The organism is Microbacterium halotolerans (assembly GCF_003569805.1).
Classification (GTDB): Bacteria; Actinomycetota; Actinomycetes; order Actinomycetales; family Microbacteriaceae; genus Microbacterium; species Microbacterium halotolerans.
In genome coordinates, this window is the sequence record NZ_KZ984051.1 from 1,195,119 (window position 1) to 1,218,838 (window position 23,720).

14 protein-coding genes are annotated in these 23,720 nt (G+C 68.2%); 9 read left to right on the forward strand and 5 right to left on the reverse strand.

Annotated features, from left to right (window positions below; genetic code table 11):
* Positions 1–90: 90 nt before the first annotated feature.
* Entirely contained in the window at positions 91–753 is a 663-nt protein-coding gene (locus tag DZG09_RS05380; RefSeq protein ID WP_119696626.1) for an SDR family oxidoreductase, read from the reverse strand.
* Positions 754–927: 174 nt separating this feature from the next.
* Here DZG09_RS05380 and DZG09_RS05385 point away from each other — a divergent pair, with 174 nt between their 5' ends.
* From DZG09_RS05385 to DZG09_RS05405, 5 genes are all read left to right on the forward strand, one after another.
* Positions 928–2,193 (forward strand): sensor histidine kinase, encoded by a 1,266-nt coding sequence (locus DZG09_RS05385; RefSeq protein WP_119696627.1) that lies wholly within the window; start codon positions 928–930, stop codon positions 2,191–2,193.
* A complete protein-coding gene (locus DZG09_RS05390) occupies positions 2,190–2,834 on the forward strand; it encodes a response regulator (RefSeq protein WP_119696628.1) in 645 nt (214 codons plus the stop codon). Before DZG09_RS05385 ends, DZG09_RS05390 begins: the two co-directional genes overlap by 4 nt.
* A 144-nt stretch (positions 2,835–2,978) precedes the next feature.
* Positions 2,979–3,854, forward strand: coding sequence for an ABC transporter ATP-binding protein (locus DZG09_RS05395; protein ID WP_119696629.1), 876 nt, complete (start codon positions 2,979–2,981; stop codon positions 3,852–3,854).
* Positions 3,851–5,341 carry an ABC transporter permease gene (locus DZG09_RS05400; protein ID WP_119696630.1) on the forward strand — a complete coding sequence of 497 codons (1,491 nt, stop codon included), beginning with the start codon at positions 3,851–3,853 and terminating at the stop codon, positions 5,339–5,341. The genes DZG09_RS05395 and DZG09_RS05400 overlap by 4 nt, the downstream gene beginning before the upstream one ends.
* Before the next feature lie 273 nt (positions 5,342–5,614).
* A complete protein-coding gene (locus tag DZG09_RS05405; protein WP_119696631.1) occupies positions 5,615–7,078 on the forward strand; it encodes an NAD-dependent succinate-semialdehyde dehydrogenase in 1,464 nt (487 codons plus the stop codon).
* A 63-nt stretch (positions 7,079–7,141) separates the two neighbouring features.
* Here DZG09_RS05405 and DZG09_RS05410 read toward each other — a convergent pair whose 3' ends face one another.
* From DZG09_RS05410 to DZG09_RS05425, 4 genes are all read right to left on the reverse strand, one after another.
* Entirely contained in the window at positions 7,142–7,651 is a 510-nt protein-coding gene (locus tag DZG09_RS05410) for a hypothetical protein (protein WP_119697407.1), read from the reverse strand.
* Positions 7,652–7,817: 166 nt separating this feature from the next.
* The gene (locus DZG09_RS05415; RefSeq protein WP_119696632.1) at positions 7,818–8,306 is read right to left on the reverse strand and encodes a SprT-like domain-containing protein; all 489 of its coding nucleotides are present in this window, start codon (positions 8,304–8,306) and stop codon (positions 7,818–7,820) included.
* 185 nt (positions 8,307–8,491) lie between these two features.
* The gene (locus DZG09_RS05420; protein WP_119696633.1) at positions 8,492–9,016 is read right to left on the reverse strand and encodes a hypothetical protein; all 525 of its coding nucleotides are present in this window, start codon (positions 9,014–9,016) and stop codon (positions 8,492–8,494) included.
* Between the two features lie 155 nt (positions 9,017–9,171).
* On the reverse strand, positions 9,172–10,032 hold the full coding sequence (locus tag DZG09_RS05425) for a spermidine synthase (RefSeq protein ID WP_119696634.1): 861 nt from the start codon (positions 10,030–10,032) through the stop codon (positions 9,172–9,174).
* A 348-nt stretch (positions 10,033–10,380) separates the two neighbouring features.
* Here DZG09_RS05425 and DZG09_RS05430 point away from each other — a divergent pair, with 348 nt between their 5' ends.
* From DZG09_RS05430 to DZG09_RS16975, 4 genes are all read left to right on the forward strand, one after another.
* The gene (locus DZG09_RS05430; protein WP_119696635.1) at positions 10,381–13,587 is read left to right on the forward strand and encodes an Ig-like domain-containing protein; all 3,207 of its coding nucleotides are present in this window, start codon (positions 10,381–10,383) and stop codon (positions 13,585–13,587) included.
* 208 nt (positions 13,588–13,795) lie between these two features.
* Positions 13,796–17,278 carry a DNA-directed RNA polymerase subunit beta gene (gene rpoB, locus DZG09_RS05435; RefSeq protein WP_119697408.1) on the forward strand — a complete coding sequence of 1,161 codons (3,483 nt, stop codon included), beginning with the start codon at positions 13,796–13,798 and terminating at the stop codon, positions 17,276–17,278.
* Positions 17,279–17,320: 42 nt separating this feature from the next.
* The gene (gene rpoC / locus DZG09_RS05440; RefSeq protein WP_119696636.1) at positions 17,321–21,199 is read left to right on the forward strand and encodes a DNA-directed RNA polymerase subunit beta'; all 3,879 of its coding nucleotides are present in this window, start codon (positions 17,321–17,323) and stop codon (positions 21,197–21,199) included.
* Between the two features lie 264 nt (positions 21,200–21,463).
* The gene (locus tag DZG09_RS16975) at positions 21,464–23,641 is read left to right on the forward strand and encodes a DUF7507 domain-containing protein (RefSeq protein ID WP_162893170.1); all 2,178 of its coding nucleotides are present in this window, start codon (positions 21,464–21,466) and stop codon (positions 23,639–23,641) included.
* The last annotated feature ends 79 nt before the right edge of the window (positions 23,642–23,720 follow it).

A 23,720-nucleotide genomic window follows, 5' to 3' on the forward strand; every position in this document is an offset into this window, starting at 1 on the left:
GTGTCGTCGGCGCCCGCGACGCATCGTCGGTCATTGCTCAGTCGCGGCATCGCCTGTCGCGCACGGGCGACCACCCGACGCGCCGCTCGTTCACTCCTCTGCGAGGTCGAGGATGCGGTCGTTGACGTCGGCGGCAGACACGTTCCACAGCGCGACGAACTCGTCGGCGAGGCGCTGCTCGAGCCCCGACAGCGCCTTCACTCGGAAGATCGATGCGGCTCCGGATTGGTCGATGCCTGCGTCGCGCGCGTGCTTGCGGAAGCCGTGGGCGAGAGCGCGGGTCCACGCCTCGAGCGCCGCCTTGGTCGCCGCGTAGTTGGCGCCCCCGGCCAGAGGCCTGGCAACCGCGGTCGACGACACGACGGCGACTCTGCCGGCGGGCGAGGCGGTCAGGCCGTCCCAGAAGGCGCGCGACACGTGCCGCCACGCGGTCAGCGACGGCTCGAGGGCGCGCCAGTCCTCCTCGCTCTGGCCGGGCACTCCGCCGCCTCCGCGCCAACCGCCGACCAGATGCAGGATGCCGTCGACGGCACCGATCCGCAGCGCCATCGCGAACACGGCGGACTCGTCGGTGAGGTCGAGTTCCGCCGTGTCGAATCCATCGGCCTCGAACGCCGCGAGCTTGTCCGCGGAATGTCCGGAGACCGTCACGCGGGCGCCAGCGTCGCGCAGGGCGCGCGCAGTCGCCCATCCGGCTTCGCTCGTACCACCGGAGAGCAGCACGCGCCGCCCCGCCGCACCTGTGTCGCTCATAGCGCTCCTCCGTCAGCTGCTCCGTATGTGCCCAGCGTATGACCGATCGTGCCAGGTGCGGCGGAACTCCGTCGCTCCGGATGTTCTCGCTCCGTCAGCCGCGGCCGGAGCCGACCCCGTGGAATACATCCGGAGACGGATGACCGAATGGACGCGCGGCCGTAACGTAGGAGGATGCGCACGAGCCTGCTACGACCGTTGAGAACGGGTCAGCTCGTCTTCGACATCTTCGCCGCCGCGCTGTTCGTGCCGGTCTTCGCGTTCTCGTTCCTCGAACCGCTGCCGACCACGAACTACGGCCAGGACATCGTGCCGTGGCTCGGCATCGCCGTCACACTCGTCTTCGCCGGGGCGCTCGCGATCAGACGTCTGTCCCCCGCGCTCTCGCTCGGGATCGCGTGGGCCGGTGCGATCGCGCAGATGGCAGTGCTGATCGGGCCCCAGCCGGTCGACGTCGCGGTGTTCGGCGTGCTGTACGCGACCGCCGCGTACGGCACGCGTCTGGTGATGTGGCTCGGCCTCGCGTCAGCGGTCGCGGGCGCGGCCGTCGCGGCCGTCTACACGGTGCTGATGACCCAGTACGCGTCGCCGGCCGAACCGTTCTCGTACGAATGGATCCTGCGCGGCGGCAGCTGGTTCGCGATGATCGTGTTCGCGCTGCTGCTCTCGTGGACCACGGGCGCGCTCGTTCGTGCGTCGCGTCAGGCACGGGCGAACCGGGAGGCGCGCGATCGCGCGGAGTTCGAGACCGCGAGCGAGCAGGAGCGCGGCCGCATCGCGCGCGACATGCACGACGTCGTCGCGCACTCTCTCGCCGTCGTCGTGGCGCAGGCCGACGGCGCCAGGTATGCGGCCGACGCCGATCCGGATGTGGCGAAGCAGGCGCTCGGCACCATCAGCCAGACGGCGCGCTCAGCGCTGAGCGACGTGCGACTGCTGCTGGCGCAGCTGCGGCACAGGCAGGGCGATGGACCGCAGCCAACGCTCGCCGATCTGGAGGGGCTGTTCGCACAGGTGCGCTCCGCCGGCGTCGAACTGTCGGTCGATGTCGACCCGACGCCGCCGGGCGAGCCACCGGCCGCGGTGCAGCTGGCCGTGTTCCGCATCCTGCAGGAAGCGCTCACGAACGCCCTGCGGCACGGAGACGGGCGCGACGTCGACCTCCGGATGGCATGGGCAGTCGATGCGGTGGCGATCGAGGTGCGCAATGCGGTCGAAGTCGGCGCCCACCGACCGCATTCCGAACACGGCATATCCGCAGAGAGCGGAGCCCCTGTGCCGTCCCGCGGGCACGGCATCGTCGGCATGGCAGAGCGCGCGCAGCTCGTCGGCGGCTCCCTCACGGCGGCTCCCGATGGCAGGATGTTCGTGGTGCGCGCACAGATCCCGGTCTCGGGCTACGCAGCCGCCCACCCGACGAACCAGGAGAATCACCGGTGAGCGACCCGATCCGCATCGTCCTCGTCGACGATCAGGCGCTGTTCAGGGCGGGCATTCGGATGCTTCTGAACTCCCAGCCCGACATGGAGGTGGTGGGCGAGGCGGGTGACGGCAGAGAAGGCGTCGCCGTCGTGACCGCGACCGGGCCCGACGTCGTCCTCATGGACATCCGGATGCCCGTGATGGACGGCCTCGCCGCGACAGCCGAACTGCTGCGCGATCCCAGCGCGCCGCGCATCGTGATGCTCACGACCTTCGATCTCGATGAGGCGGCCGCCCGTGCGATCCGGGAGGGGGCGAGCGGATTCCTGCTCAAGGACGCCGATCCCGAGTTCCTGCTCGCCGCCGTGCGCAGCGTGCATTCCGGGTCCGAGGTGATCGCGGCGTCGGCGACGCGGGAGCTGTTCGCGCACTTCGCCGCTCCCGTGAAGCCCGCGCCGCCCGCCTACGACGCTCTGACGGAGCGCGAGCGCGAGATCTTCTTGTATGCCGCGCGCGGTATGAGCAACTCGGAGATCGCGGCACAGGAGTTCCTGAGCGAGGCGACTGTGAAGACGCACGTCAGCCGGGTGCTCACGAAGCTCGCGCTGCGCGACCGCGTGCAGCTCGTCGTGTTCGCACACGAGCACGGTCTGGTCTGACGAAGACCGCCGAGATGGCGATAGGTGCTCCGGATCTGGGATCGCAGGACACCTGTCGTCATTCGAAGGCAGTCATCCCCCAGACTGACCAGGATCATCCTCCAGCCGGATGACCGCGCCGCGGGCGCTTCGTAGCGTCGAGATATGAACATCACCAGCAGCGATATGGGGCTTGCCGCCCGCGTCACCAATCTGACCAAGACGTACGGCGCCGGGGGGTCGCAGGTCACGGCCCTCGACAACGTGAGCGTCGGTATCCGGCGCGGCCAGTTCACTGCGATCATGGGGCCGTCCGGTTCCGGGAAATCGACGCTCATGCACGTGATGGCGGGGCTCGACGCCCCGACGAACGGCGGCGCATGGATCGGTGACACCGAGATCACGAGCCTCGCCGACGGCCAGCTCACGGTGCTGCGCCGGCGCAGGGTCGGGTTCGTGTTCCAGGCATTCAACCTGGTGCCCACGCTCGACGTGCGCGGCAACATCATGCTGCCGTTCGAACTCGACGGCCGGCGCCCCAGCGCGGATGAGCAGGCGCGCATCGATGGACTGATCTCATCGCTCGGCATCGGCGACCGTCTCTCGCATCGGCCCCACGAGCTGTCGGGCGGTCAGCAGCAGCGAGTCGCGATCGCCAGGGCGCTGGCGACTGCGCCCGACCTGGTGTTCGCCGATGAGCCGACAGGCGCTCTCGACTCCCGCACGAGCCGAGAGGTGCTGGCGCTGCTCGCCGATGCGAGCAGGCGCCACGGTCAGTCGATCGCGATGGTCACGCACGACCCGATCGCCGCGAGCCACGCCGACCGCGTGCTGTTCCTCGGTGATGGCCGGCTCGTCGCCGACAAGCCGCGGCAGACGCCGGAGCAGATCTCGGCGCACATGCTGCATGCCGAGGACGATCGTGCCGACGGGCATCCGGCTGCGGATGCCGCACGCTCCGGCGGCGAGCACATCGGAACATCCGGCGTGAGCTTCCCTTCGGTGTCCGGGCCCGCTCCCTCGCGAGGGAGCGTCGCATGAGCGTCGCGATCGAGACCGGGCGGTCGGCCGCCCCGCAGGTACCGAGCCGTCGCCCGACGTCGCTGCTGCGGGAACGGGGCATGGGCGCGAGCGTGCTCGTCGCCGCGCTCTCGGCAGGATTCGGCGTCGTGCTGCTGACGACGACCGGATACCTCGCAGATCTGCTCACCCTCGTGTTCGGAGAATCCGGCACGCTGGCGGTCGTGATCGCGATGCTGGCGGTCGTGTTCGTCGTCATCGCGATGTACGTCGGCGCGATCGTGACCAGCAACACCTTCTCCACGGTGGTCGCGGGGCGCACGCGGCAGATCGCACTGATGCGGCTGATCGGGGCATCCGCCCGTTCGCAGCGCTCCGCCGTCGCGCGCCAGGGGCTCGCCGTGGGAGCGCTCGGCGCGACCATCGGGCTCATCGCAGGTCTCGGGCTCTCCGCGGCCGGAACGCGCATCGCCGACGCCGTCGTCGCGGAGCAGGTGGCGGGCGCCGGACTGCCCGCACTGCCCGCCGTCGACTACAACGTGCTGCAGCCGTGGGTGCTGCTGCCGACGGTCGCCGTCGTGCTCACGACGTGGCTCGCGGCATGGGTCGGGTCGCGACGGGTCATCGACGTCACCCCGCTCCAGGCTCTCGGCGGTGCCGCACCGCGCTCGGCCGCGGAGGCCCGTGGGGGTGTGAAGCGCAATGTCGGAAGCATCATCCTGCTCGCCATCGGGTTCGGGCTGCTCGGCCTGGGTGTGGCGATCGGGCTGGAGTCTCCGCTCGGTCTGCCCGTGGCGTTCCTCGGCGGGCTGCTGTCATTCACCGGGCTGGTCACGGGCGCGACGCTCGTGATGCCGCCCGTGCTGCGCCTCGTCGGCCGGGTGTTCGGAGGCGCGGCTACGGCGCGGATGGCGGCGGAGAACGCGCTGCGGTACCCGGAGCGGTCGAGTCGTATGGCCATCGGCGTGGTCGTCGGCGTGACGCTGGTGACCATGTTCGCCGTGGCGACGGAGTCGGCGAAGTCGGTGCTGATCGCGAACTCCGACCCCGGCGACCTCGCCGAGGGGCTCGTCGCTCTCGACATGTTCTCCGCCGTGATGATGGGGCTGGTCGCCGTCGCCGCGGTGATCGCCGCAGTGGGGCTGGTGAACCTGCTCACGATCGGGGTCGTGCAGCGGCGCACCGAGCTGGGTCTGCTGCGGGCGATCGGCCTGTCGAACCCGCAGATCCGCCGGATGGTGCTGCTCGAGGCCGCCCACGTCACGATTGCGGCTGTCCTGTTCGGACTGATGCTCGGGGCCTTCTACGGGTGGGCGGGCGCGCAGTCCCTGCTCGGCGCCGTCTCTCTGACCGGGAGCCCCTCCGGGTCGCTTGTGGTGCCCGCCGTGCCGTGGCTGGTGGTGGCGGTGATCGTCGTCGCGACCGTCGTGCTCACACTGGTCGCCGCCGTCGGCCCGACGCGCCTGGCGACCCGCGTCTCACCGGTGGAGGCGCTAGCCGCGGACTGACCGCGCATCCGCACTGTCCGTTTGTGGTGATCTCTGTTGAGATGACGGCGCTCTTACCCGCAGAGATCACCCACAAACGGTGGGACTGGTGGCGATGCGATCGCGTGCGCTGTACACCGCGGCGATCCGCTCTGCACTGATGCGGCGCGGTGTACAAGCGCGCACCGCGCCGGTGTGCGTAGTCTCACGGCATGACCACTCCGCAGATCGTCGGCCGCGCCATGGCGGAAGATCTTCGGAGGATCTGATCTGCCTCAGGAAGGGAATGCGCGAATGAATGACAGTGAGAAGACGCTGCTCCATGGGATCTCCGGTCGATTGTTCATCGGCGGAGAGTGGGTCGACGCGACGGGAGGCGCGACGTTCGCCGTTCGCGACCCGGCCACGAACGAGGTGATCGCCCGTGTCGCCGATGCGACGGCAGACGACGCGACGGCCGCGCTCGATGCCGCGGTCGCGGCACAGGACGAGTGGGCGGCGACGTCGCCCCGCAGGCGCAGCGACATCCTGCGCCGCGCATGGGAGCTGGTGCAGGAGCGCAAGGGGGATCTCGCACTCGTGATGACCCTCGAGATGGGCAAGCCGTACCAGGAATCGCTCGGCGAGGTCGCCTACGGCGGCGAGTTCCTGCGCTGGTTCAGCGAAGAAGCCGTGCGCATCTCCGGGCGCTACGGATCCACCCCGGAGGGCACAGGGCGGATGATCGTGTCACAGCGCCCCGTCGGACCCTGTTTCTTCATCACGCCGTGGAACTTCCCGCTCGCGATGGCGACCCGCAAGATCGCGCCGGCGCTGGCCGCTGGGTGCACCAGCGTCATCAAGCCGCCTCAGCTCACACCGCTGACGACAATGCTGTTCGTGCAGCTGCTCGAAGAGGCCGGCCTGCCGAAAGGCGTAGTCAATGTGGTCACCTCGTCGAGCTCAAGCCGCGTCTCGGAGCCGATCATCGGCGACAGGAGACTGCGCAAACTGTCGTTCACCGGATCCACCGGAGTCGGCAAGCGCCTCATCGCGCAGGCCGCGGAGAATGTGCTGCGTGTGTCGATGGAGCTCGGCGGCAACGCTCCGTTCGTCGTCTTCGAAGACGCCGACCTCGACAAGGCGGTCGACGGCGCGATGGCGGCGAAGTTCCGCAACATCGGACAGGCGTGCACGGCTGCGAACCGGATCATCGTGCACGAGGACGTCGCCGCGGAGTTCACGAGACGGATCGCCGAGCGCGTCTCGGAGATGAGGATCGGGCGCGGCACGGAGGAGGGCGTGCAGATCGGCCCCCTCATCGACGATGACGCGGTCGCGAAGGCGTCGGAGCTCGTGGAAGACGCCGTGGGCAAGGGGGCGACGCTCGTGCACGGCGGGAAGCGGATCGACGGTGCAGGCAGCTTCTTCGAGCCGACCGTCCTGTCCGACCTCACGCGCGACGCCTCGATCATGTCGGAGGAGATCTTCGGGCCCGTGTTCGCGGTCGTCACCTTCTCGACGGAGGACGAGGCGGTCGAGATCGCCGACGACACGGAGTACGGGCTGGTGTCCTACGTCTTCACGGAGGACCTCGCCCGCGGCCACCGCATGATCGACCGCCTCGACACGGGCATGATGGGCCTCAACGCGGGCGTCGTCTCGAACGCGGCCGCCCCGTTCGGCGGCGTCAAGCAGTCGGGCATGGGCCGCGAAGGCGGCCTCGAGGGCATCCACGAGTACCTGTCGACGAAGTACACGCTGCTGCCGAACGCATAACCACCGGTCCCCTGCACCGTCCGTCCGTCCGTTCGTGGGCGATCTCCGTCGGCAAGACGGCGCTCATTCCCGCAGAGATCCCTCACGAACGGCAGGGTCGTGCTCCCAGGTGGGGGCGAGGCGCTTGAGGTGCGCGGCGCGCCACTGCCAGAGCAGCCAGAGGGCGGGCCAGCAGAGCGGGGCCGCCGCACCCGCGAACACGAGGCGCTCGCGCCAGAGGGTCTTCTTCTCGTCGCTCGGCGACGGCGAAACGGCCATCTGATGGTCCCACGCGTCGAGCAGCGCGAGCGGGCCGGTGAGGGCGTCGCCCCAGTCTCGGAAGATGCGTACGCGTCCGTTGCTGTCGCGCTCGTCGCGATGCGCGATCCGGATGAGGTGAGACCCCAATCGGAGGGGGCCGACGGCGTACCGGATGGCGGCGTCGCCTCCCGGTTCCCACTGCGTCGGCAGGGTGGAGAGCGGTTCGATCCGGATGAGCGGCCCGTGGATCTCGCCGAGCGCGGCAGGCGACTGCACCGCGCGCCACGCAGCGGACGGCGTGCAGTCGAGCTCGAGCTTCAGAAGCACTCGCATGCGGCCAGTCTGCCATCCGGGAGCGTCGACCATCCGGTCGTGCCCGGCATGGTCGGGCTGCCGAGATGCGTACTTTTTCGACGCAACAGCGTCAAAACCGGCGCATCTCGACGATATGTGCGCATCTCGCGAGCCGGGCGCAGGGTCCACGGGGCGGGGCGTCGGGTCAGCGTGGGGCGGAGGCGAGGCGGCGGGTGGCGGGGGTGATCTCGCGCTTGAACCAGGTGAACTCGAAGCGGCGGTCGAAGCGCGGGGAGCACCTGGGGCACGAGGAGGGGCGGGACGGGCGGCGGTACCGGTAGATCGTGTGACCGCTCGGGCACGTGCCGACCCACGGTGCGAGCTCGGTAGGCGTATCGCCGTAGTGCAGCGTGCCGCCGACGTAGCCGATCTCGCGCGCGATGCGCTTCCATTGGCGGCCGTGCCCAGCGCCTGGGCCCGCCAGGGCGTGCGCCACCTCGTGCAGCAGCGTCTGGTGAACCTCGTCGTCATCGTTCCGGGCCGAGATGTACCGTGACACCGAGATCCGCTTCCGCGAGAAGTCGCACAGCCCCGCACGCCGCTTGGCGTTGTCGAACGCGAACGACCACGTGTCGTCGAGGTGCATCCGGATGAGGGCGTTTGCCCACACGGTGACGCGACTCAGATCCGACATACGAAGATGCTAATCGGAGCCTCGGACATCCCGGTCGCCGCGCCCGGCGATCATCCGGAATCGCCTCGCCTTGCCGTGTGCCACGTTGCGCCACCCCGCTGGGAGCCACCGCTCAGGTATGGCAGAGTGCGCCACCTGTTGCCGAGTACCGCAGCTCGGCATATGGGAAGGGCGGGTGCGCCCCGTCAGCTTGCGAGGGCAGCGCCACGGCGACGTTCGGCCGCCTCGACCATGCTCATCGCGACCTCGAGCTGCGAATCGGGCGCGCTCAGCTCCTGGCGCAGGAACAGCACCCGTTTGAAGTCGCTGCGCGCGCCGTCGGCGTCGCCAGCGTCGTACCTGGCGCGACCGCGATGGCTCAGTGCGAACGCCGTGATCGACGGCCACTCCTGACCCTCGGCCTCCTCCGCGCAAGTCGACAGCTCGCTGTCGGCCGCGTCGTATGCTCCGCGCTCGATGAGCACGGATGAGTGCAGAATGCGGGAGCGGAGCAGATCCTTGCGCGTGCCGGCCATGCGCGCGACGCGCACCGACTGCTCAGAGAGGGCGATGGCCTCGTCGAGTTCGCCGAGCACCTTCAGCAGCCACACGCGCTCGAGCAGTGCTGGCAGGCTGCGCTGCTGTCCGATGTCTTCGAGCCGCTGGCGGCATTCCGCCTCGTCGACGATCTCGCGCAGGCTCTCTGAGTCGTATCCCCGGATGTAGCTCAACCCGACTCCCTTTCACTCGCGCGTTCCTCTCCCAGTGTGCAAGACGCGTCTGGGGGAGTCCTGGCGGCGCGCGGAGACGCTCCGAAACCGAACCGTTACCTGCATCGACGTCTGCCGAGCTGAACGCGTCGGCTCCGGCGCATCCGGATGCTCCGCTACCGCTCGAACAGCTTCAGCGAGGGTTTCGGGGAGTCGGTGGCATCGCCGTCGCTGGCGGGTCTGGCGCCGGCGACGAAGCGCTCGATCTCGTCGCCGTGCGCGACCTTGGCCGGATGCGGGCCCGCCGCCATCAGGCGCGGCAGCCATTCCACAGGCAGTGACTGAGCAGATGCCGCGATCACCAGATTCCCGAACCGGCGCCCTTTGAGCACCTGCACCTCGGCGAGGACCGCGACCTCCGGCAGCACCTCCCTGATGGTGGCGACCTGTCGGCGAGCGAACGCCAGGCCGGCGCCGTCCGCGGCGTTGACCAGCAGCACCCCCGATGCCGAGAGCATCTCGGCGCACGCGGAGTAGAACTCGACAGTGGTCAGGTGCGCCGGGGTCTGGGCGCCCGAGTACACGTCGCTGACCAGCAGGTCGACGCCGCCGTGCATGGCGCTCGGGAGGCGGCCGAGACCCTCGCGCGCATCGCCGATGCGCATCCGGATGGACGCTCCGCGCGGCAGCGGCAGATGCTCGCGCACGAGATCGACCAGCGGCTGCTCCAGTTCGATCACCTGCTGGCGGGACCCCGGTCTGGTCGACGCGATGTAGCGGGGGATCGTGAGCCCGCCCGCGCCCAGGTGCACCGCCGTGAGCGGGCCGTCCGGGAGCTGATCGATGACGGCGCCCATCCGCGCGACGTACTCGAAGTGCAGGTGCGTCGGGTCGGCGAGGTCGACGTGAGACTGCGGTGTGCCGCCGACGTCGACTTCGAAGCCGGAAGTGATCTCGCTGGGCAGGATCCGGACGATCCGGCCGTCCGTCAGCCGCGCCTGCGGCGCCTCATCCGGTCTGTCGCGCTTCCTGCCCACGCACTCAACCCTAAGAGGTCGCGCGAACAGATCGCCTCGCGTCACCGGCACCCATCCACGCGATCTCTCAGCGGCGGCGGAGGGCAGGGCTCGAGTCGCACTTCTGAGGGGCGAGCGGGGACAGCACCCCAGAAGTGCGATTCGAACACGGCTGGCCCGCCGTGGGGTGGAGCTGGACGCCGAAGGCGGTGGGGTCTTGCGGATGCCGCAGGCTGAGGCTAACGTCAGAGACGGACATCTAGTCCGTTTAAGATGATGCGATCTGCTCCGTGGCACGTGGGAATCTCCGGGAGGGTCGCTCTCCGACTCTGCGCCGATTCGTCCTCGTGACATCAGAGGAGACCGATTGTGACCTTCACGTATGACCACAAGCGCGCCGGTGCGGCGCATCATCGCTGGGCTGTCGCAGCGATGGGAATGCTGGCCGCTGTGACCATGCTCATCGCTTTCCCCGCCCCGCCGTCGACGGCGGCGCAGAGCATGGATGGGACGTCCGAGGCGGTGGGCGCACCATCCGATGAGAGCGGGTCGGCTGGCGACGTCGCGTCGCCGGATGCTCCCGGCAGCGTCGCCGGAAGCACCGCTGCCGTAGGCGCTCCGGCTGCGAGCGAAGTGGTCGAGGTGGCGGACTGGGACCAACTGGTCGACGCAGTCTCCGTCTCGTGCGCGGAAGGGAGCACGGTGCGACTGACCTCCGATATCGCCAAGGCTCTGGTGGACCTCGACATCGCCTGCTCCCTCACAATCGACCTGAACCAGAACAGCCTGTGGGTCTGGTCGGCGGTGACTGCGATCGCATCGGGCAAGCACCTGACGGTGACCGACAGCAGTCCTGCGCGAGACGAAGCGGGCAAGCTCGACGTATCGCTTCTGCGCACGGCCGGAGCGCACCTCACCATCACCGGCAATGCGAAGGTCATCGGCAGGATCGGCGGGGACGCTGAGGCCGGTATGGCGGACGGCGGCACGGTGGACATCGCTGGGAACGCCGTGGTCGAGGCATCCGGAACCTTCTACGGCGCCGCGATCGGCGGTGACCAGGGCGGATCCGGTGGCGAGGTGAACATCTCCGGCCAGGCCGTGGTGGCCGCTGAGAGCTCGTCCAACGGTGCAGGCATCGGCGGTGGTATGTCAGGGGTGGGCGGCACGGTCACGATCTCCGGCGACGCCAAGGTCACAGCGACCGGATACAGCGGTGCAGGCATCGGCGGCGGCACAGGACGCTGGGGCGGCGACGTAGAGATCTCAGGAGGGGCCGTAGTGGAGGCCAGCAGCTGGCTTTCCGCAGGGATCGGTGCGGGGAGCGGTGGCCAGGGCGGGACCGTCTCGGTATCCGACCATGCTGAGGTCACCGCTTCCGGAGGGGCATACGGTGCAGGCATCGGAGGCGCCGGCGAAGGTGGTGCCGGCGGGCCCGTACGGGTCACGGGGGAAGCAAGAGTGGTGGCGAGTGCAACATTCGCCGCTGCGATCGGTGGTGGTTCGCCAGCAGTCGGCCGCTCGGGCGCCGGTGGCAGTCTCTTCGTCGGAGAAGGAGCAGTTGTATCTGCCGTCGGCGCATCTCATCGAGGCGGTGCCGGTGCCGTCGGTCCGGGACCGGGTACGACCTCGAGCGGCGACGTTCGCATAGACGGCACGCTGCGCGTTCCTCAGGGGTCGTTGCATGTGTACGACGCACCGGACTTCGGAACGTTCGTGGTGGGGTCGACCGGTCGGATCCTCGGTGCAGAAGGCGACCCCACCGGGGCAGCCGGAGTGCAGATCCTCGGCGGAGGAACCATCGTGAACGACGGCGTGATCGGCCCAACCGACGTGTCGGACGATACGACCATCACGCACAACAGCTTCCGGGTTTCGTTCCTGCGTGCAGGCGATGACACGGCCTCACCGGAGTTCCAGCGCGTGGTGTACGCGCCGTCCTTCGCTGACGGATACCGCGAATTCCCCGACTACGCGGAGGGCAACGGCTGGTTCATGGAACCGGGCGGGGCAGGAGAGGCCTTCACGGAGACGACGCCGCTCGACCCGCTCGCCGTCGGGGCACCCGGCGCGCGCGCAGTCGAGGTCCATGAGGCGGTGCTCGACACCCGCATCGAGTTCAGCGCACGCTCGGCAGCCGGTGGCGCCCCGGTGTACGGGGACGCCGTCGAGCTCAGCGCGACGGTCATCGCCGGTGAGGACAGAGCGGCATCGGGCGAGGTGACCTTCAGCGCCGCAGTCGCGGGTGGCAGCGAGTACGAGGAACTCGGTGCAGCAGTGCTGGGTGCTGATGGCACCGCGATCCTCGAGCGCACGGTCGCGTTCGAGGCAGGGGAGCAGCGTGTGCGAGTCGACTTCGACAGTGCTTCGCCGCGCTTCGCCGATTCGCAGGGGGAGTTCAGCGCAGACATCGCTCGGGCCGAGCCCGCCATCTCGCTGGAGACAAGCGAGACCGGGACCGTCGGCGATGCAATCGCGGTTGCGGTGTCGGTGAGCGCCTCGCCTGATGATGCGGCAGCCGTCACCGGCGACGTGCGTCTGCGGGTAGATGAGGTCAGTGGCGAGGTGCGGGATGCGGCCGAACTCGAACCGGACGGCACCGCCATGCTCACTGCGAGGCTGGAAGAAGTCGGCGAACATGGCTTCGTCGTGGACTACGTCGGCGACGACAACGTACGACCAGGCGCTTCCGAGGGGTTCGTCGTCACGGCTGAGCCGGCTGCGACGGCGACGACGCTGGAGGTGACGGGGCCGGCACCGGATGCGCTCACCTACGGTGAGGAGACGTTGCTGAAGGCGACGGTGACCTCCCAAGACGGCGAGGCGCCCTCCGGGCACGTATCGTTTCGCGTCGTGCCCGCGGACGGCGCCGCCGAGGCCGGAGTGGGCCCCTCGGGTACGGAGCCTGCTCCTGCGGCCTCAACCGGAGGTGCCGATGCCGACCCGTTCTCCGGGGACGAACTCATCGGCACGGCACCCGTCGGCGCCGACGGCATCGCTGAGATCGACGGAGTGCGCTTCGCCGCAGGCGTCCAGCAGGTGCGTGCGGTATTCGTCAGCGATCGGACCAGACACCTGGACTCGGAAGCCGCACAGCGACTCGACGTCGCCAGGGCAGAGCCGGTCATCGTCCTGAGCGCACCGGACGTCGCCGACATGGGCGAGACGATCACGGTCGACGTGAGAGTGTCCCCTGCGACATCCGAGATCGCTCTGGTCACCGGCGATGTGGCACTCCACGCCGGAGGTGAGCGGGGCGAGGTCCTCGCTGTCGAGGAGCTCGGTCCGAACGGGTCAGTGTCGCTGAAGGTGACGATGGAAACGGTCGGCGAACATCATCTCGTTGCCGTCTACAGCGGAGACGACAACGTCGCCGCAGGCGTCTCGGATCGGGCTGCCGTCAGGGCGGCCGCCGTCGACGTGAGCGGCGAGCTGGCGGTCACCGGTGCGGATCGGACGGCAGGAGGGCTCATGCTGGGTGTGCTGGCTGCCGTTGTGGGGGCCGTGCTGCTGGCGCTGCGACGGCCTGATCGAGCCGACCGCGGCGAATCGGACACCCAAGCACATCCGCAATGAAACTCCCGCTGGACATGCCGGGAAACAACGGGTACAGTTGACAGTTGCGCTTCCTGGATTTTCCCTGCCTTCATATCGTGGTCGGCTGGCGCCTGTGGGTCCCCGCATATTGCGGCGGGTGGACCGAGGCGAGGAATCCAAGTGCACCTCACCTGTCGACAAGGAATCTAGCAGTCCGTTTGACCACGGGCTCATGGAGGTCATCCCCTTGGCTGCTGCGCGCAACAACGCATCCACCAATCCCAAGAACGGCCGCGGGGCTTCCCGCCTCTCGTTCGCCAAAGTCAACGACACGCTGACCGTCCCCGATCTGCTCGCACTGCAGACGGAGTCGTTCGACTGGCTCGTCGGAAACGACGCATGGCGCGAGCGCGCCGCTGAGCCGCGTCGCAACGAGTCGGAGCAGAGCGGTCTCGAGGAGATCTTCGAGGAGATCTCACCCATCGAGGACCTCTCCGAGACGATGCAGCTGTCGTTCGCGAACCCTTACCTCGAGCCGGAGAAGTACTCGGTCGAGGAGGCGAAGGAGCGCGGCAAGACGTATGCGGCGCCGCTGTACGTCGAGGCCGAGTTCATGAACCACCAGACCGGTGAGATCAAGACTCAGACGGTCTTCATGGGCGACTTCCCGCTGCAGACCGTTGACGGCACGTTCGTCATCAACGGCTCCGAGCGCGTCGTCGTCTCGCAGCTCGTGCGCTCGCCCGGTGTCTACTTCGACAAGACGCCAGACAAGACGAGCGACAAGGAGATCGTCTCCTCGCGCATCATCCCGAGCCGCGGCGCGTGGCTCGAGTTCGAGGTCGACAAGCGCGACCAGGTCGGTGTGCGCATCGACCGCAAGCGCAAGCAGCCCGTCACCGTCTTCCTGAAGGCCCTCGGCCTGACCACGGAGGACATCGAGCGCGAGTTCGCCGGCTTCACCTCGATCGAGGAGACCCTGGCGAAGGACACGATCCTCACCCAGGAAGAGGCTCTGCGCGACATCTACCGCAAGATCCGCCCGGGCGAGCAGGTCGCTGCCGAGGCCGCGCGGAGCCTGCTCGACAACTTCTACTTCAACCCGAAGCGCTACGACCTCGCGAAGGTCGGCCGCTACAAGCTGAATCAGAAGCTGGGCATGGCGACCGACATCAGCGCTTCGACGCTGACGGTCGAAGACATCGTCGCGACCATCAAGTACCTCGTGCGCCTGCACCGCGGCGACGAGAGCTTCGAGGGCGTCAACAAGTCGGGCGAGATCATCGATCGCCGCATCGACGTCGACGACATCGACAACTTCGGCAACCGCCGCATCCGCGCTGTCGGCGAGCTCATCCAGAACCAGGTCCGCACGGGTCTGAGTCGGATGGAGCGCGTCGTCCGCGAGCGCATGACGACGCAGGACATCGAGGCCATCACGCCGCAGACCCTGATCAACGTGCGCCCCGTCGTCGCCGCGATCAAGGAGTTCTTCGGCACCTCGCAGCTGTCGCAGTTCCTCGACCAGAACAACCCGCTCTCGGCGATCACGCACAAGCGCACGCTCTCAGCGCTCGGTCCCGGCGGCCTCTCCCGCGAGCGCGCCGGTGTCGAGGTGCGAGACGTGCACCCGTCGCACTACGGCCGGATGTGCCCGATCGAGACGCCTGAAGGCCCGAACATCGGCCTGATCGGCCGATTGGCGACCTTCGGCCGGATCAACTCCTTCGGCTTCATCGAGACGCCGTACCGCCAGGTCATCGACGGCAAGGTCACCGATCGGGTCGACTACCTCACGGCCGCCGAGGAGGAGAGCTTCGTCATCGCGCAGGCGAACGCGAAGCTCACGGCCGACGGCACGTTCGCCGAGGCACAGGTGCTCGCCCGTCAGCGCGACGGCGAGGTCGACCTGGTCGCCGCGGCCGAGGTCGGCTACATGGACGTCTCGCCGCGTCAGATGACGTCGGTGGGCACGGCTCTGATCCCGTTCCTCGAGCACGACGACGCCAACCGCGCCCTGATGGGTGCCAACATGCAGCGTCAGGCGGTGCCGCTCATCGAGAGCGAGTCGCCGTTCGTCGGCACGGGCATGGAGGGCTACGCCGCTGTCGACTCGGGTGACTCGATCATCGCCGACAAGGCGGGCGTGGTCACCGAGGTCTCGGCCGACTCCGTCACGCTGCAGCTCGACGAGGGCGGCACACAGGAGTTCTTCCTGCGCAAGTTCGACCGTTCGAACCAGGGCAACAGCTACAACCAGCGCGTCATCGTCGCCGCGGGCGAGCGCGTCGAAGTCGATCAGGTCATCGCAGACGGCCCGTCGACCCAGGACGGCGAGCTCGCAATCGGCAAGAACCTGCTCGTCGGGTTCATGTCATGGGAGGGTCACAACTTCGAGGACGCGATCATCCTGAGCCAGAATCTGGTCAAGGACGACACCCTCACGTCGATCCACATCGAGGAGTACGAGGTCGACGCCCGCGACACCAAGCTGGGCAAGGAGGAGGTCACCCGTGACCTCCCGAACGTCAGTCCTGACCTGCTGAAGGATCTCGACGAGCGCGGCATCATCCGCATCGGCGCAGAGGTCCGTCCTGGCGACATCCTCGTCGGCAAGGTCACGCCGAAGGGCGAGACCGAGCTCAGCGCCGAGGAGCGCCTGCTCCGCGCGATCTTCAACGAGAAGAGCCGCGAGGTGCGCGACACGTCGCTGAAGGTGCCTCACGGTGAGCAGGGAACCGTCATCGCGGTCAAGGAGTTCGACGCCGAGGAGGGCGACGATGAGCTCGGCAGCGGTGTCAACCGCCGCGTCGTGGTCTACATCGCGCAGAAGCGCAAGATCACCGAGGGTGACAAGCTCGCCGGCCGCCACGGCAACAAGGGCGTCATCGCGAAGATCCTGCCGATCGAGGACATGCCGTTCCTCGCCGACGGCACTCCGCTCGACGTCGTGCTGAACCCGATGGGCATCCCCGGCCGAATGAACTTCGGCCAGGTTCTCGAGACTCACCTCGGCTGGATCGCCAGCAGGGGCTGGAAGATCGAGGGCGAGCCGGAGTGGGCAGTCCGCCTTCCAGAGGAGCTTCGTGAGGCGGAGGCCGGCACGAAGGTCGCCACCCCGGTGTTCGACGGCGCCAGCGAGGTCGAGATCTCGGGTCTGCTCGACTCGACGATCCCGGCCAGCGACGGCAAGCGGCTGATCGACAGCACCGGCAAGGCCGATCTTTTCGACGGCCGCACCGGCGAGCCGTTCCCGAAGCCGATCTCGGTCGGCTACATGTACATCCTGAAGCTGCACCACCTGGTCGACGACAAGATCCACGCGCGTTCGACGGGTCCGTACTCGATGATCACCCAGCAGCCGCTGGGCGGTAAGGCGCAGTTCGGCGGTCAGCGCTTCGGTGAGATGGAAGTGTGGGCCCTCGAGGCCTACGGTGCCGCGTACGCGCTGCAGGAGCTTCTCACGGTGAAGTCCGACGACATCCTCGGGCGCGTCAAGGTGTACGAGTCGATCGTCAAGGGTGAGAACATTCCCGAGCCCGGCATCCCCGAGTCCTTCAAGGTGCTCATGAAGGAGATGCAGTCGCTGTGCCTGAACGTCGAGGTGCTTGCGGCCGACGGCACGGAGGTCAACCTTCGCGACACCGACGACGAAGCCTTCCGCGCCGCGGAAGAGCTCGGCATCAACATCTCCAGCCGGTTCGAGTCCGCCTCGATCGACGAGATCTGAACCAGCCAGCCGATTTCGAGATTTCCGACACAGGAGAATTAAGTGCTCGACGCAACAACTTTCGATGAGCTTCGCATCGGCCTGGCCACTGGCGACGACATCCGTCGCTGGTCGTACGGTGAGGTCAAGAAGCCCGAGACGATCAACTACCGCACCCTGAAGCCCGAGAAGGACGGTCTGTTCGGTGAGCAGATCTTCGGTCCCTCACGGGACTGGGAGTGCTCATGCGGCAAGTACAAGCGGGTCCGCTTCAAGGGCATCGTGTGCGAGCGCTGCGGCGTGGAGGTCACCAAGAGCTCCGTCCGTCGTGAGCGCATGGGGCACATCGAGCTCGCGGCCCCCGTCACCCACATCTGGTACTTCAAGGGCGTGCCTTCGCGCCTCGGCTACCTGCTCGACATGGCGCCGAAGGATCTCGAGAAGGTCATCTACTTCGCCGCCTACATGGTGATCTCGGTCGACGAGGATTCGCGCCATCGCGACCTCTCGACGCACGAGAACAACCTGCGTCTCGAGATCAAGGCGCTCGGCGACCGCCGTGACGCCCGCATCGCCGAGAAGATGCAGAAGCTCGAGGACGACCTCGCCGCCCTCGAGGCGGAGAGCGCCAAGGCCGACCAGAAGAAGAAGGCCAAGGACGGCGCCGAGAAGGAGATGGCGACGATCCGCAAGCGCGCGGACGAGTCGATCGCGCGTCTCGAGCGCGTGTGGGACGAGTTCCGCAACCTCGAGGTGGGTCAGCTCAAGGCGGAGGACGATGTCTTCCAGGAGATGCAGGACCGCTTCGGTCAGTACTTCGAGGCGCTCATGGGCGCCGAGGGGCTGCAGCGTCGCCTCGCGGAGTTCGACCTGGAGGCCGAGGCCGAGGCACTGCGTCTGCAGATCGCCGAGGGCAAGGGCCAGCGCAAGATCCGTGCGATCAAGCGCCTCAAGGTCGTGCAGTCGTTCCTCGGCTCCAGCACGTCGCCGGCCTCGATGGTCCTCGACGTCGTTCCGGTGATCCCTCCGGAGCTGCGTCCGATGGTCCAGCTCGACGGCGGTCGCTTCGCCACGAGCGACCTGAACGACCTGTACCGTCGCGTGATCAACCGCAACAACCGCCTTCGTCGTCTGATCGATCTCGGTGCGCCCGAGATCATCGTCAACAACGAGAAGCGCATGCTGCAGGAGTCGGTCGACGCCCTGTTCGACAACGGTCGCCGCGGGCGTCCGGTCACGGGCACGGGCAACCGTGCGCTGAAGTCCCTCAGCGACATGCTGAAGGGCAAGCAGGGCCGGTTCCGTCAGAACCTGCTCGGCAAGCGCGTCGACTACTCCGGCCGTTCGGTCATCGTGGTCGGCCCGCAGCTCAAGCTGCACCAGTGCGGCCTGCCGAAGCAGATGGCGCTCGAGCTGTTCAAGCCGTTCGTCATCAAGCGCCTGATCGACCTCGGTCACTCGCAGAACATCAAGGCGGCCAAGCGCGCCGTCGAGCGCACGCGCCCCGAGGTCTGGGACGTGCTCGAGGAGATCATCCGCGAGCGCCCCGTGCTGCTGAACCGTGCTCCCACCCTGCACCGCCTGGGCATCCAGGCCTTCGAGCCGCAGCTCGTCGAGGGCAAGGCGATTCAGCTCCACCCGCTCGTGTGTGCGGCGTTCAACGCCGACTTCGACGGTGACCAGATGGCCGTGCACCTGCCGCTGTCGGTCGAGGCTCAGGCCGAGGCCCGCGTGCTGATGCTCGCATCGAACAACATCCTGAAGCCGTCGGACGGCCGTCCGGTCACCCTGCCGTCGCAGGACATGATCATCGGTCTGCACCACCTCACGACGATCATCGAGGGTGCCGCGGGCGAAGGACGTGCGTTCGGCTCGGTGTCGGAGGCGCAGCTGGCCAAGGACGAGGGAACGCTCGACCTGCAGGCGAAGGTCCGCATCCGGATCGCCGGGCTCACCTTCCTCGAGGGACAGGCGCCTGAGGGCTACGACGAGCACGGTCTCGTCGACACCTCGCTCGGCCAGGCGATCTTCAACGACAACCTGCCCAAGGGCTATCCGTTCGTGCGCGAGCAGGCGGACAAGGGCAAGCTGTCGCAGATCGTCAACAAGCTGGCGGAGGAGTACCCGAAGACGGTCGTCGCCGCGACGCTCGACAACATCAAGGACGCGGGCTTCTACTGGGCGACGCGCTCCGGTATCACGGTCGCGCTCTCCGACGTGCTCACGCCGCCGGAGAAGGCCGAGATCGTCGCCGAGCACGAGAAGCTCGCTGCGAAGGTCAACTCGCAGTACGCGAAGGGTCTGATCACCGACGGTGAGCGCCGCCAGGAGCTCATCCAGGTGTGGACCGAGGCCACGGACAAGATCCAGCAGGCCATGCGCGACAACTTCCCGGAGGACAACACCATCAACCGGATGGTGTCGTCGGGTGCGCGAGGCAACTGGCTGCAGATCCGGAACATCGCCGGTATGCGCGGTCTGGTGAACAACCCGAAGGGCGAGATCATCCCGCGCCCGATCATCTCCTCGTACCGCGAGGGGCTGTCGAACGCGGAGTACTTCATCGCCACGCACGGTGCCCGCAAGGGTCTGGCGGACACCGCCCTCCGTACGGCCGACTCCGGTTACCTGACGCGTCGTCTCGTCGACGTCTCGCAGGACGTCATCATCCGCGAGGACGACTGCGGCACGTCGAAGGGTCTCGAGTACACGATCGCGGCTCCGGATGCGTCCGGCACGCTGGTCGCGGACGCCAACGTCGAGAACGCGGTCTTCGCCCGGTCGCTTGCGGCCGACGTGGCTGCAGATGACGGCACGGTGCTCGCCGAGGCCGGTCAGGACATCGGCGACATCATGATCGAGAAGCTCGTCGCCGGCGGCGTCGAGAAGATCAAGGTCCGTTCGGTGCTCACGTGCGACTCGGCGGTCGGCGTCTGCGCACAGTGCTACGGCCGCTCCCTCGCGACCGGAAACCTGGTCGACATCGGCGAGGCCGTCGGCATCATCGCGGCGCAGTCGATCGGCGAGCCGGGCACGCAGCTGACGATGCGTACGTTCCACACCGGTGGTTCGGCGTCGGCGGACGACATCACGCAGGGTCTGCCCCGCGTGCAGGAGCTGTTCGAGGCGCGCACCCCGAAGGGGGCGTCCCCGATCGCCGATGCGGATGGTCGCATCACGATCGAGGAGACCGAGAAGCAGAAGAAGGTCATCCTGACGCCGGACAGCGGCGACGAGGTCAAGTCGTACCCGGTGCTGAAGCGCGCGACGCTTCTCGTCGAGGACGGCGACCGCGTCAAGGTCGGTCAGCCGCTCCAGGTCGGCACGCTCGACCCCAAGGAGATCATGCGCGTGCAGGGCGCCCGTGAGGTGCAGAAGTACCTCGTCGGCGGCGTGCAGCGTGTGTACGGCTCGCAGGGTGTGCCGATCCACGACAAGCACATCGAGGTCATCGTGCGGCAGATGCTGCGCAAGGTCACCGTGGTCGACCACGGCGAGACCGAGATGCTCCCCGGTGAGATGGTCGATGTGAAGCGCTACCAGGAGCTCAACCGTGCGGCGGTCGTCGACGGCAAGCGTCCCGCCTCGGGGCGTCCGGAGCTGATGGGCATCACGAAGGCGTCGCTCGCGACGGAGTCGTGGCTGTCGGCCGCGTCGTTCCAGGAGACCACCCGCGTCCTCACGGAGGCGGCGCTCCAGGGCAAGCGCGACCCGCTGGTCGGTCTCAAGGAGAACGTCATCATCGGAAAGCTGATCCCTGCGGGAACCGGCCTTTCGAAGTACCGCGACGTCGTCGTGGAGGCGACGGAGGAGGCGAAGAGCGAGCGGTACCCCAACCGCATCTTCGCGTCGGACGGTGCGTTCACCGAGGGCGACTACGGCTTCGTGGACTTCGACGCATTCTCGTCGGACGACTTCACAACGCCGGGCCAGTACAACTGATTGAGGCGAGAGCCGAGGGAGCTTGCTCACTCGGCCGAGCCGATTGAGGTTGTTGAGCGAAGCGGCCCCGGATCTTCGGATCCGGGGCCGCTTCGTCGTATCCTGACGCGGTCGTCGCCTCCTGACCCCCGTCCGGGGGTCATTTCGCTCGCGGAATCATCCATCTGGCGCAGGCATCCATAGCATCGCATGGGCGTGTCTCGGTTCCCATCTGAGACGAGCCCTACTGGCACATGTCGGTCCTGATCCTTATGGAGGTCATCTATGCCCGCTCACGCACGCTCGACACGAATGCGGAGGTGGGGCGGGACGGTGCTGATCTCCGGCTCCCTCGCCGTCGCATCGTCGTTCGCCTTCGCTCCCGCCGCCATGGCGGATCCTGCACCGACTCCCGACACGGTTCAGCTGATCCCGGGCGAGCACACCGTCGATGTCCCCAACGGCGTCTGCGCGGTCGAGTTCACGGCAGCAGGCGGATCGGGCGGCACGGCGATCACGGGGCTGAGCGAGTCCGGCGGAGCAGGCGCGATCATCACCGGCGGGATGTCCGTCTCTCCTGGTGAGAGCTTCGATGTCGCGGTCGGAGGGGCTGGTGCCGTCTTCGGCGGATTCAACGGCGGCGGCGACGGCGGCGGCGGCGGCCACAGCGGTGCCGGCGGCGGCGGCTACACGGAGATCTCGATCGACGGAGAGCTGCTCGTGCTCGCGGGCGGCGGCGGCGGCTCCGGCGGCGGTCACTCCACCAACTTCGGCGAGGGCGGCGACGCCGGTCTTCCCGACGGTGTGGGCGTCTTCCCCGGCCAGGATGGCCAGGACGGCGAGGACGGCATCAACCACGACCCGGACAACCGTCCGGGAGGCGGCGCCGGTGGTGGCATCGACGCGTCCGGCGTCGGCGGCACGAACTACCAGAGCGATCCGACCGTCTTCGACTGGGACGGCAGCGACGGCGATGGCCGCACCGGCGGCACCGGCGGTCCCGACAACTCGCCCGATTCAGGCGGCGGCGGTGGCGGCGGCTACTTCGGCGGCGGCGGCGGCGCCGGCACGGTCGGCAACGGCGCCGGAGGCGCGGTTCCGGATGCACCAGTCGGCGGCGGCGGTGGCGGCGGCAGCAGCTACGTCGCAGACACTGACACGGTCGACTACGTCGCAGCCGACCTCGGCAGCCGGGCGCACGGCACGAACGGCTACGCGACCTTCACCTGGGTGATGTGCGACTACGACCTCGCCCTCACCAAGACGAGCCCGAACGAGGCGTTCGAAGCGGACGTCCCGGTGACGTACCTCGTCGAGGTCACCAACCTCGGACCGGAGGACATGGCTGTCGGCGACACCGTCTCTGTGGCCGATGCCCTCGCCACCGGCGGCACGCTCGTCAGCGCGACGACCACGGCGTCCGAGGACTTCGTGTGCGACACCGAGTTCGGCGGCACGATCGCCGGCTCCGAGATCGACTGCTGGATCCCGGTGGACGGCTCCGACACGGGCAAGGGCCTGGCCGTCGGCGAGTCGCTGACGCTCGAATACACGCAGGTGCTCTCCGGCACGGATCCGGTGGAGAACACCGCGTCTGTCACCGACCGCGGCGACCAGTCGAACAACACCGCATCGGCCATCCTCGACCCGGCGATGCCGTCGCTCGGCCTGGTCAAGTCGGCCGCCCCGGAGGAGATCACCGAGGCCGGTGAGGAGGTCGAGTACTCCTTCGCCGTGACGAACACGGGGAACATCACGATCGCCGACCTCGTCATCACCGAGGGCGACTTCAGCGGCACCGGCGAGATGAGCGACATCGTCTGCGAGCAGACGGTGCTGAGCCCGGACGAGGCCACCGACTGCACCGCGACGTACGTCGCCACGCAGGCGGATGTCGACGCGGGCGAGATCAGGAACACGGCGACGGCGAACGGCGTCACGCCGGGTGGCAACCCGGTGGCCTCCGATCCGTCTTCGGCGCTCGTCGGCGTGGATCAGCAGCCGTCGCTCGGCCTGGTCAAGACCGCCTCGACCGATGAGGTTACGGCGGCAGGTGAGGACATCGACTACACATTCGCAGTGACCAACACGGGGAACGTCACGATGACCGACATCGCGATCGTCGAAGGCGAGTTCAGCGGAACCGGGGAGCTCTCGGAGATCGTCTGCTCGACCGAGCCTCTGGCGCCGGGCGACACGACGGAATGCAGCGCTTCGTACGTGACGACTGCTGCCGACATGAAGGCCGGTTCGATCGAGAACACGGCGACCGCGACAGGGGCGGACCCGAGCGGCGCCCCGGTCGAGTCGGATCCGGCAGCTGCTGAGGTCGACGTGGTGCCGCCGCTGGCTGTGACCGGCCTCGACACCGGCGCCAGCGTAGCTCTCGGCGCAGGTGCGCTGGCGCTGATCGTCGGCGGCGCATGGCTCGTCGTCTCTCGCGCACGCCGCGTGGAGGCCTGAGCGAATCGCACATGAGGAAGGGCCGGCCACCGCATCTCCTGCGGTGGTCGGCCCTTTCGCGTGCAAGTCGTCAACCCGG

What these genes read in the sequence shown, in the direction of transcription:
- DZG09_RS05415 (WP_119696632.1), bottom strand. Translation starts at nt 8,306, where the DNA reads ATGTCGGATCTGAGTCGCGTCACCGTGTGGGCAAACGCCCTCATCCGG.
- DZG09_RS05400 (WP_119696630.1), top strand. Translation starts at nt 3,851, where the DNA reads ATGAGCGTCGCGATCGAGACCGGGCGGTCGGCCGCCCCGCAGGTACCG.
- DZG09_RS05380 (WP_119696626.1), bottom strand. Translation starts at nt 753, where the DNA reads ATGAGCGACACAGGTGCGGCGGGGCGGCGCGTGCTGCTCTCCGGTGGT.
- DZG09_RS16975 (WP_162893170.1), top strand. Translation starts at nt 21,464, where the DNA reads ATGCCCGCTCACGCACGCTCGACACGAATGCGGAGGTGGGGCGGGACG.
- DZG09_RS05410 (WP_119697407.1), bottom strand. Translation starts at nt 7,651, where the DNA reads ATGCGAGTGCTTCTGAAGCTCGAGCTCGACTGCACGCCGTCCGCTGCG.
- DZG09_RS05405 (WP_119696631.1), top strand. Translation starts at nt 5,615, where the DNA reads ATGAATGACAGTGAGAAGACGCTGCTCCATGGGATCTCCGGTCGATTG.
- DZG09_RS05395 (WP_119696629.1), top strand. Translation starts at nt 2,979, where the DNA reads ATGAACATCACCAGCAGCGATATGGGGCTTGCCGCCCGCGTCACCAAT.
- DZG09_RS05385 (WP_119696627.1), top strand. Translation starts at nt 928, where the DNA reads ATGCGCACGAGCCTGCTACGACCGTTGAGAACGGGTCAGCTCGTCTTC.